Below are 9,857 nucleotides of genomic sequence, written 5' to 3'. Positions count from 1 at the left end.
TGTACGGCTCTGCCAGAGGCGGTGCCGCGGGCGGGACCGCGATCGGCGTCGATGCGACGGGCGGCGACGGCAACACGATATCCGGCAATCGCTTCTATGCCATGGACTGGAATTTCGATTTTGGCAATATTGGAACAACGAATACCGTATTAGACAATAATGCTGTCGCCACGACCCAAGGATGGCAGAAGCGCATTGGCCTAAACACGATCAGCCGAAACAATCAGCCGGTTCAGGCTGGAAATGATCAATGGTATATCCCGCTGGCCGGCGGCGGAAACTTCAACGTTGGCGCCTGGTTCCAGCGGTTTTTCCTTTCGGCGGATAGCTCTGCTGCGACCTATACGGACTTCATCAACGCCGAGGCCGGCTGTCAGATCACGATCATCGGGCTGAACGCCAACAGCACGATCGCCAACAGTGCCCGCATCCGCTTGAAAGGCGGAGCGAACTTCACGACCTCGCAAGGGTCGTCCCTGACGCTCGCCTATACCGGCGAATACTGGCAGGAAATCTCTCGGACACAGTAGCGCCCCGCGCCGTCGTTCGGTGTCCTGCGGGATCGCCTGGGCACCGCCACCTCCCGACAACCTGGAGATCCCGATGACCGCGACGACGTTCGAGCGGGCGATGCCGCTCGTCCTGGCCCACGAGGGCGGATGAGGCTTGGCACCGCGTCGAGGCGTTCACGGCCCTCGCCCCTGAAAAGCCAGCGTTCGGCTCGCCCTGCAACGGGTGCGGCTTCTGTTGCGCGGCCGAGCCCTGCGGCGTGGCTCGCCAGTTCGTCCCGGGCGCGACCGATGGCGCCCCATGCCCTGCGATGGAATTCGAGCACGGCCGGTTCTGGTGTGGCATGGTTCGCCGGCCGGGGCACTATCTCGGGCTGCCTGCCTGGGGTGACGAGGAGATGGGCGCCATGATCGGGGAAGCGCTCGGGGCCGGGAAAGGATGCTGCGCCGATGTCGGGTAGACGGCGGGCTCACTCGCTACAGCCTGACGCAAGCGCAGTTTTTACGCCTGCGTTGCCGGTCTCCGCCAATTTGGCGAACACCTCTGAGCCTGCGGAGCGGAGTGGCCAAGTTGTCCACTCGGGCGAGCGCACGGGTCTGTCTGCCGAGTATGCAGACGACAGGTTGTCGTCTGCACTACCAGAGCGCGCCACGGCGGCGCACGTCCCCGCCGGCCTCCCCGCCGAAGCCGCCTCCCTTGTCGAGGCGTATCAGCGTGCGTCCAAGGCCGATGCGACCGTGCGGGCCTATCGGGGCGACGCCGCGGCGTTCACGGCCTGGTGCTCTCGCTATGGCTTCCGGTCACTGCCGGCGAGCCCTGAGGCCGTGGCCGCCTTCCTCGTCGCCGAGGCGGAAGCTGGCCGGGCGGCCTCCACGATCGGCCGGCGGTGCGCCGCGATCCGGTACGCTCACAAGCTCGCCCGGCTGCCCGATCCGACAGATGACGAAGCGGTGCGGGCCACGGTGCGGGGTATCCGGCGCAAGGTCGGGACTGCCCCGGATCAGAAGGCGGCGGCTACGGCCGACGTGCTGGCCGCTATGCTGATGCGGATCCCGGACACGCTCACCGGCAAGCGCGATCGTGCCTTGCTCGCCCTCGGGTTCGCGGGCGCGTTCCGCCGATCGGAGCTTGTCGCCCTCGACGTGGCGGACCTGCGCGAGGATCCCGAAGGGCTCCGGGTGCTGGTGCGCCGGTCCAAGGTGGACCAGGAAGCGCGCGGGTACGAGAAGCCCATTCCGTTCGGCAGGTTCATTCGGCCGGTTGCCCTCCTGCGCGACTGGCTCGATGCGGCGGGGATCACGGAAGGGCCGGTGTTCCGGCCGGTGTCCAGATCGGGGCGGGTGCGAGGCGCCCCACGGCGCGAGGGGGACAAATGTCGCCAAGTTGGCGACATTTCCGCCGACGCCGGAGTGGCAGACATTGCCACTCCTCCCCGCCTCACCAGCCAAGCCGTCGCTGACATCGTGAAGCGGTACGCGACCGCGGCCGGGCTTGATGCCTCAACGTTCGGGGCTCACAGCTTGCGCGCCGGCTACATTACGACCGCGGCGGAGCGCGGGGCGGACCTCGCCCGCATCATGGATCAGTCTGGTCACCGGGATACCCGAACGGTTGTCGGCTACATCCGGCGGGCAAACGCCTTCAAAGGGCACTCGGGGAGCGGGTTCCTGTAGGGCGGCGGCCGGCCTCCCCGCCAAAGTTTGACGAACCGTTGCCGTTCGTGCCGAATGGCTGATTAAGGCGGCTCGCATCCCGCGAGTCGCCGCCAGGATCACCGCCGCGATAGCAGCAACCACATAAAGCAAGACCCCCGGAGGCCTGCCAGGGCCGCCAGGGGTCTAGAGCCCCGAGGGGGCCGATCCAGTCCGAACAAGACGGATCATCCCCCAAAATCGCCGAGCGTGTCAATCCGAAGCGTCGCTTTCGGAGACGGGGACGGCTTGCCTGTGAACGGACCGCCCTACCGGCGGCGCCGAATGCTGAACCGCGGCCCGAGAGGGCCGAACGATGACGTGCGCCTACCGCTTGCCGCGCTCTGTCGCGGACAGGCTTGAGACGGCCCTGCGCGGCCGGAAGAACGCGGCTGCCTGCCTCGCCCTGGCGCACTTCCTGGCGAGGTTCTGGAGCAGCCCCAGGCGGCTGCTGTGCGCGATCCCGGTTGATAGACGGGCGATTGCCGATCGGGACGACCTTGGCCTGTCTGAGGCCCGGGTGCGCGGCGCCCTAGCGGCCCTGGTGGAGGTGGGTTTCCTGGCCCGGTACGAGCCCGAGGCAGGTAAGAAGTACCGGCGCGGTGAGGGCGGCCTACAGCGAAGGGCGATCCTGCATCGGTTCGCCGAGGAGTACGCCGTAGCCTTCACGGCAGCAAATGCCCGCGCTCAGGCGGCCCGTGGAGCCCCGACACCCGCCCGGCGCCCAATCCCGCGTCCCGAGCCGCAACGGGCGCCAACGGCCAACGTCGCGGCCCCCAGGCACATGCCATCAGCCGAAGTCGCCCAAAAGCACCCTTCCCCGGATAGGGGGGTGATTATGGGCGAGGTGGAACGGAGGGAGGCCGAGCCAGCCTGTGTGGGATTGGAGGCGGCCCTTGCTCGGCTGCGGCGAGGCATGGGCCTGTGATCGTCAGGACGCGGGATCGTCGCAAGCTCTGCCGGAGGGCAGGGTTTCAGATCTGGCGGTGCCGCACCTCAAGTCCGCCTGAGCTTATGATGATATATCGCGGCAGAAGATAGCATAAGGGCGATCTGTATTGACATATCCATGCTTCGTGCAAAGACATATTCTTTCATTATGGTATCTATAAAGAAGCCAAGACCAAGACTGAACGCGAGAATAACGTAGAGCCAGAGCAGAGCGCGAAGGATGGCGGGGATCATGGGGCCTCTGGCAACGGCACGGCTTGCTAAGGGAGTTTTCGCGGTATCACACCGCGGAAGTCGAGGGGAGCGCTGTCGGCGGATGAGCGTTCGATGTATGGTTGAGTCGATATCCTACACTTAGGAGCCGATGTGAGCCGTGGGCTAGGGATCAGGCAGCGGGCGTTTATGTCGGCCCTCGAACGCCTCGACGGGGACGGGGCGCCGCGCTGGCACACCCCGGCGGCGGTGCTGGCCGCGATGGGGCCGCTGCCGCTTGGTCCTGCCGAGAGGGCGGAACGGCACTTCGACCGGGCCGACCGCGCGCAGATCGCCCACCTTCGGGAGCTTGTCGCCGCAGGGCATCCGTTTGCAGCCGGCGGCATCGCCGTGCGGGAGGCGCAGATTGCGGAGCGGGAGCGACGGTGGCGGTGGGCGGCTCCTCGGGCGCCGAACACGGCTCGGGTATCCCGCAGAGCCGGGGAGGCGGCCAATCCGTCCAGGGTTCTGACCCTCCTGGCTAATCGCGGGCTCGTGGAGCGGGAGGCGCATCGCGGGCCGGGATCGCGGGTGCGGCGGCTAAGGTAGGGAGAAGTAGCAAACGGGTCGGGGCGCGATACGGCGCCTGAAATAGGGGCGGATAGACGATGGCGCCCAGAAACAATCCGGGTTGGCGGGTATCGGCGAGGGGACGGGAATGACAGCATTTTAGTCAGTTAGCCACGGTATTTCGGAATACGGCGGGGGTTTCAAAATGGGTGGTCTTGGCAGCGGGCGATCGGGTGGCAGGCCAACGGTTGAGAGTTCGCTGGCCCTGCCAATGCGGATGCTTCTCAAGGGCCGTGGCGAGCGTCGGGAATGGAGTGGCGAGCTAACCTACACCCGCAATGGCCGGCCCTCGGGGAGCCTCAGGTTCGCCGTTCGGCTCGATCCCGAGAACTATTCCGGGGTCGTCGCGGTACGGCATCAGCGACAGAACCCGTGGGGCGAGGTCGAGGCGCCCGAGCCTTACGCGATCAAGCTGACGGCCACGGATCAGCCCTTCGGCGGCCTGCGATGGTGGCTGATATGCCCCGTGTCGGGGCTGCACTGCGCGAGCCTGTTCCTGCCCTACGGCGCCCGCAAGCTCGGATCTCGGCAGGCTTACCGGCTAGGGTACGTGAGCCAGCGGCAGAGCCCGCACGACACATCCATCGAACGGGTGCGCAAGCTGCGGAAGAAGATCGGCGGCGGCGACAACATCACGACACCGCTCCCGCATAAACCGAAGTGGATGCGCTGGCGCACCTATGACCGGCATGTGGCCGCGATCAGGGCGGCAGAGGGGCCGTTGCTGGTGCATTCGATCGCGGCTTATGAAAGCCTTCGGGCGAGCCTCCGCAAGAGCGCCTGAGGCTGCTGACGGCAAAGGAAATCAAAGGGTCCTCGCGCGCGTTGCTGCGAATGCCTGACGGCCACATATGGCAACAGCGGGCCAGGTGGCCGGCCGCTAACAAATGCTACGGTCACCGCGACCGCGCGAGTGGTAATGAGAGGGTGCGAGCCTGCTGCTGGCGGCAGCCGATGAACGGCTTTCACGCGCGCAGGAAGGCGGCTCACATCATCCACGCTAGGCAGCCGTCGCTCTCGCACTTGCCCCAGACGTGGCCGTTGCCGGGATCTCGCGCCCATCGCAGCCGGCCGGAGCACTCCGGGCACGGGATCTCGCCTTCGTCGCCCGGCTCGGAGCGAATTGCCCTCAGGGCCTCAAGGACAGGGGTTCGGGGCTCGGGCAGAGCTTCGCACTGGAAGGCGACCGAAAACGCTTCCAGGGCCTCCGCTGCGGCTTGCTGGCGTATCCCGCCCGCATCGTGGCGAGCGCGGATCGCGGCGGCGGCCTCCTCGGCGGCGCAAAGGACTGCTTGGACCCCGGCACGGTAGGCATCGAGAAGCCCGGTCATGCCGTCCACCCGGGGATGGCTGACCATGCGGCGTCGATCACAGCGGCGTGGTTGGGCGACACGGCAACGGCTGCGGCGCGGGCCTCGCGAAGGGCCTCGACGCCACCGACCGCGGCCAGATCCTCGCCGCGGCGGCGGAGCGCCGAGACGAAGGCGCCTACGGCTGGGGAGCCGGCGGGTGCGCCGGCTAGGGCGTCGAGGATGGCGAGAAGTCCGGCGGTGATGGTGGCCGCGTCCTGCGACTTGCGGGCGGAGGGCATCGGATTAGCTCCACCACCTGGCGGTGCCATCGCCGATCCCGTTCCAAGCGCTGTCCATGATGGATATGCGCCGGCCGGAGTGCCGGGGGTCCATATCGGCAACCCGGTCGATTGCGCCGCTCATCGCGTCGAGCCCGCCGAGACGGTGCAGCTCGCGGCCGAGCCGCTTCACGCCCTGGCGCAGGGAATAGCGGATCGGGTCGCGCACCAGATCGTCAAAGGCCGCCTGCTCAAGGGCGGCGTCGTCCAGCGAGACGAACCGGAACGGCGTCGCCTTGATCGGTCCGCGGGCCTCGCGATCCCGAGCGGCATCGTGCGCGATGATCGCGCACAGAAGCCTGTCGAGGGCGGCTTCCGCCGATCGCACATCGGGGCTGGTTCGAGCTTTGGTCGTAGCGGTCATGTGGCCCTCAGGCGGGGAGGCGGTGGAGGTGAGCGAAGCTGGCGAGCACCTGTCGGCGGTCGAGCGGCGCCAGGGCGTCGAGGGCGCATAAGGCGACCGGGAGTTGATGCGGGTCGCGCTCGGACAGGCGCAGAGCAACGGCGAGGGCGTCGCCGCGCGGCCCAAGGCAGAGGTGCGCGATTGCCCGCATGGATCGCAGGCGGGCCAGCCGCTCAGCGTCGGTGATGTCGAGCCGCCACGGGCCGAACTGGTCGCAGGGGGCGATCATCGCGCGGCCTCCCAAATCGGAATTCCGATCGGCGCATGGGGGCGGCGGCGGGCGGTGACGCGCTCGAACCGGATGGCGTCGGCCGTGATGGCACGGACAGGGCCACCGACAACAAGGACCAGAGCACCGCAGGCGTCCACGCGAATTACCCCGTGAGTTGGATGCACTCCGAAAAGCTCGTGCGTCCGCCAGCCCAGGGCCTCGGCCTGCGGCCCGAAGGTGTCGAGGAAGCCCCAGGCGTTCGCCAGCACTGTGGCCCATTCGTCGGGGCGGTAATCGCGACAGGGGACAATCCCGGGGGCAAGCTGACTGAGCCCGGCGACCCACTCGCGCAGCAAGGGGCCGGCAGGAGCGGCGCCGATCGGGTCGGGCCACCGGCGCGCTATGGCGTTCTCCTCAGGTCGCGCCAGGGCCTCGGCATCCGCCCGGCTGTGGCCGCCGTCATGCTCGATGATAGCCGCTCGCTCCTCCCAATCGGCCCCTTCGCCGATTAGCTGGCCGCCCGTCTCCCGATTAGCAGGCTCATTTTTAGCGATTATTGAGCCATCACAATGACTTAGCTTCTCGTTTAGCGGATTAGCAGGATTAGCAGGGGTGATTTCGCCGCCGCGAGAGGCCCCAAAATCGGAGCTTTTCGGCCCGCCACGCTTAGCGCTATCTATTTGAAAAGAAAGAGAAATTTCCTTTCTTTCTTTCTTAAGGGAACCCCGGCTAACTGCGGTTGAACCCTCGTCGGACCCTGCTAATCCTGCTAATCTGCTAATTTGGGGGTTAAGTCCTTGATCCATAAGGGTTTCACGATTAGCAGGCTTCCAAGGGGCTCTGCTAATCGGGCTGCTAATCGGGCTGCTAATCGACGGCGCCCCCTGGCCCGCCCCCTTTTCGCGGGCTTCCCGGAGCACCGCCCACGGATCAAACCCAGAGGTCATCAGGCATCCTCCCCAACGATCCGATAGGCTTCCTTGCGCGGCTTTCCGCCAATCACAGCCTTGTCCACGGGCTCAAGGGCGCCGAAATCGCAGAGTTTCAGCACTCGTTCCCGGATCTTCTCGGCGCCGCTCCTCAGATGAGCGGGGGCAAACTGCTGGATCATGCTCGGGATAAACAGATTGCCGGCGCCGTACTTCGATTTCAGCCATTCCAGCGTTTCGGAAAGAGCTTGCGTTTCGGGATCAAGGACTGAGTGTCCGGTGATCCGCAGCGCTTCCTTGAGGTAGAACATCGCCACTTCTGCCGCGGCTGCCATCGCCTCCCCGGTGATCTCGCCAGCCGTGGCCCGCGTGTGGTGGCCGATCGCGTCGGGGTCCTCGAACAGCGTCAGGATGGCGGCGATCCGGGCCGCGTTCTCGGCCATCTTCAGGGCGCCGGAGCGAACCGGGAGCCACTGGCCTCCGGGGGCGCAACCCTCCTCGAGGGTCTGGGCGAGCGCCCGCCATACCGCCTTGGCCTCCTCGCTGAGATGGATCGTCGGCGGGGCAAGCTCGTTCAGGGTGCCGTCGCGCAGGTTGGGCGGAACGGACATCACCCGCCGGCACTGGCGATAAAAGGCAGCCAGCCGCCCGTCGCCGTTGACGTTCGTTTCCCGGATCTCACGGGTTCCGATCGTGCTTTCCGGCATCGTGACGAGGAAGCGCCCGACGAAGCCTTGATCCTTCGCCAGCTCGTCCCCGAGGAGGGCAGAGGCGATCTTGGGCTGAGCCGCGAGGCTGATGGACAGGCGCCGGCCTTCAAGGAAGATGCGTTCCTTGGCTCGCACCCGCTGCGCCGACCCGCTATCCCACAACTCGGACAGGCCGGTGATCGTCCGCGTCTTGGCGTCCTCGCTCATGCCGTGGCCGCCGAGGAACTGGCCGCCCTCGCTGGTGAAGATGCCGATACCGGGCTGTCCGACGTTGAGGAGGCCGAACAGACCCTCAAGGTTCGCCTCTTTGGAGCGGATCACGGGCGCAAGCGGTTCCTGCGGCTCTTTGAGCAACAATAGCTTGGCCTTCCGCTCCTCAAACGAGAGGTTCTTTTCGGTCTCTATCTTCTTCCGCTGCGCATCGAACGCCGCTCGCGCGGCTTTGTAATCGACCATCTCGGCCGTATTCTGCGCGCGCAACGCCGCTTCTTTTTCGGCGACGGCCTTCAACGCCATGTCATCGCAGGCTGACTTGCGCTCGCCCGACACCGCAATGGCGAGCATGAACAGCGATAGCGGCTTGGCGACGGGTAGGCCCGGCATCTGGACGTTCGCGCACCCTTGCGTGACCAGGGCCGCGGCGCTCAGAACCGAGTGCGCGCAGAGGGACAAGGGCGCCTGTACGTGCTCCCGGATGGCCTCGATCGCGCCGCGCATCACCGGGGGCAGGCTGGCAACCGGGAAGTCAGGCGCGGGCGCCAGAGCCTTCGTGATTTCGAGCCGGTCGCGGCCGGTCGGAACCATCAACCCCTTGTGCAGGGCCATCGTACGGTCGGCGGAGGCCGCCGGCTTTTGTGCTGGCTCGCCCTCGAACCAACGGCCAGCAAGATCCGCGCTCCGGGCGGGGTGCTCCCCGCGCCGGCCTCGAAACCCGATGGCCTCGGGCTCAACCCCGAGGCGGTCGCAGAGCCAGAGGGCGGCGTCTTGGGAAGTGGCGGCGCCGCCGTGCTCCATCACGAGGTCAATCGGAGTGCGCTTGCCGCTCTGGGGGTCGCCCATGTCGTGGGTTCCCCAATCCACGATCCCCTGAGGGGTGATGGAAAGGTCTTCCTCCAGGTCGCGGACCAGATTGCGCGAGGTGACACGGTAGCCGCCCCGAGCCGCGGGTTTGGCGTCCGACAGGAGCGCCGGCACCCACGCCGCAAGGTCCGCCATGGCGCGATCATTGACGTTGCGCCAGAAGGGATCCTTGTCGCCCGTAGAGGGCGCCGGCCGGGCGAGCGGGCTAGGTGCTGGCGCTACCCGCTGGCCGCGTTCTGCGGCCTTCGCCTGGCGCTTCTGCTCCGCATCGCGGGCGCGCTCTACTGCGGCCCGTGTTGCGGCCTGGAATTGCTCCGCGCGCTCACGCAAGTAGGCGATGAGCCTGGGCGCCTCGTTGATCTCGGCAGGCGTGCCCTCGACGTGCCGGCCGGTGACTGTCAGGTATCGGCCTTCTGCGTAAAGCTCGACGTGCGCCGCATCGACCTTGCAGACATCTACAACGCCCTTGACGAAGAACCGGAGGCCGGTCCCGGAGGGCGAAGCCTCGCAATAGGTGCCAGCAAGCTCGACCGCGATCCGCGCCCATTCTTGCAGCTCGCCCGTCGCGGCGTCCCGGCAGTCGTCCAAGTCAATGCCGCTGATGGCCGTGCCCCGCGTCAGGGCAAAGCCGACACCGGCCAACCCCCCACTGATGGCCCGACGCTCAGCAATCTCATACGGGGACCAAGTTTCCGCATTGGTTGAAGATCCCATGCGGCCGGTCTTGGCGTCGATTGGAGGCTTATCCCACTTCTCTTTGTCTGCCTTCCAAAAATAGTCCCAAGCCACCCACTGCGGATGACGCTTGAGTTCCTGAAGCGCGGGAAGGTCGGGCAAGCCTGAGAACGGCGTTGCACTCGGCTTCGGCGGTCGCGCGGGGTTGGCTCCTACTGACATACACGGTCTGCCTAGTCGCGTTA

Annotated in this window: 9 protein-coding genes; 3 read left to right on the top strand and 6 right to left on the bottom strand. The window is 66.7% G+C overall.

The window, feature by feature from the left end; all coding sequences use genetic code 11:
- From QR78_RS34830 to QR78_RS05655, 3 genes are all read left to right on the top strand, one after another.
- The coding region (locus QR78_RS34830; protein ID WP_158004011.1) for a hypothetical protein at window positions 1-530 on the top strand (530 nt) is incomplete at its 5' end.
- Between the two features lie 603 nt (window positions 531-1,133).
- Window positions 1,134-2,183, top strand: coding sequence for a site-specific integrase (locus QR78_RS05670; RefSeq protein WP_048426530.1), 1,050 nt, complete (start codon window positions 1,134-1,136; stop codon window positions 2,181-2,183).
- A 2,008-nt stretch (window positions 2,184-4,191) separates the two neighbouring features.
- Entirely contained in the window at window positions 4,192-4,758 is a 567-nt protein-coding gene (locus QR78_RS05655; RefSeq protein WP_125900975.1) for a hypothetical protein, read from the top strand.
- 202 nt (window positions 4,759-4,960) lie between these two features.
- Here QR78_RS05655 and QR78_RS05650 read toward each other — a convergent pair whose 3' ends face one another.
- The 6 genes from QR78_RS05650 to QR78_RS05625 form a co-directional block, all read right to left on the bottom strand.
- The gene (locus tag QR78_RS05650; protein ID WP_053220808.1) at window positions 4,961-5,332 is read right to left on the bottom strand and encodes a hypothetical protein; all 372 of its coding nucleotides are present in this window, start codon (window positions 5,330-5,332) and stop codon (window positions 4,961-4,963) included.
- A complete protein-coding gene (locus tag QR78_RS31810) occupies window positions 5,302-5,565 on the bottom strand; it encodes a hypothetical protein (RefSeq protein ID WP_053220807.1) in 264 nt (87 codons plus the stop codon). The genes QR78_RS05650 and QR78_RS31810 overlap by 31 nt, the downstream gene beginning before the upstream one ends.
- Before the next feature lie 4 nt (window positions 5,566-5,569).
- A complete protein-coding gene (locus QR78_RS05640) occupies window positions 5,570-5,968 on the bottom strand; it encodes a hypothetical protein (protein WP_125900977.1) in 399 nt (132 codons plus the stop codon).
- Window positions 5,969-5,975: 7 nt separating this feature from the next.
- Window positions 5,976-6,236, bottom strand: a complete 261-nt coding sequence (locus QR78_RS05635) for a hypothetical protein (protein ID WP_048426526.1) — start codon at window positions 6,234-6,236, stop codon at window positions 5,976-5,978.
- Complete coding sequence (locus tag QR78_RS33880) at window positions 6,233-7,024, bottom strand: hypothetical protein (protein WP_125900979.1); 792 nt, start codon at window positions 7,022-7,024, stop codon at window positions 6,233-6,235. The genes QR78_RS05635 and QR78_RS33880 overlap by 4 nt, the downstream gene beginning before the upstream one ends.
- Before the next feature lie 140 nt (window positions 7,025-7,164).
- On the bottom strand, window positions 7,165-9,774 hold the full coding sequence (locus QR78_RS05625; protein WP_158004010.1) for a DUF3987 domain-containing protein: 2,610 nt from the start codon (window positions 9,772-9,774) through the stop codon (window positions 7,165-7,167).
- Window positions 9,775-9,857: the final 83 nt, after the last annotated feature.

Origin of the sequence: Methylobacterium indicum, assembly GCF_001043895.1 — a bacterium.
Lineage (GTDB): Bacteria > Pseudomonadota > Alphaproteobacteria > Rhizobiales > Beijerinckiaceae > Methylobacterium > Methylobacterium indicum.
The sequence above is the reverse complement of the archived record's forward strand: the minus strand, read 5'-3'. Positions and strand labels throughout refer to the sequence as shown.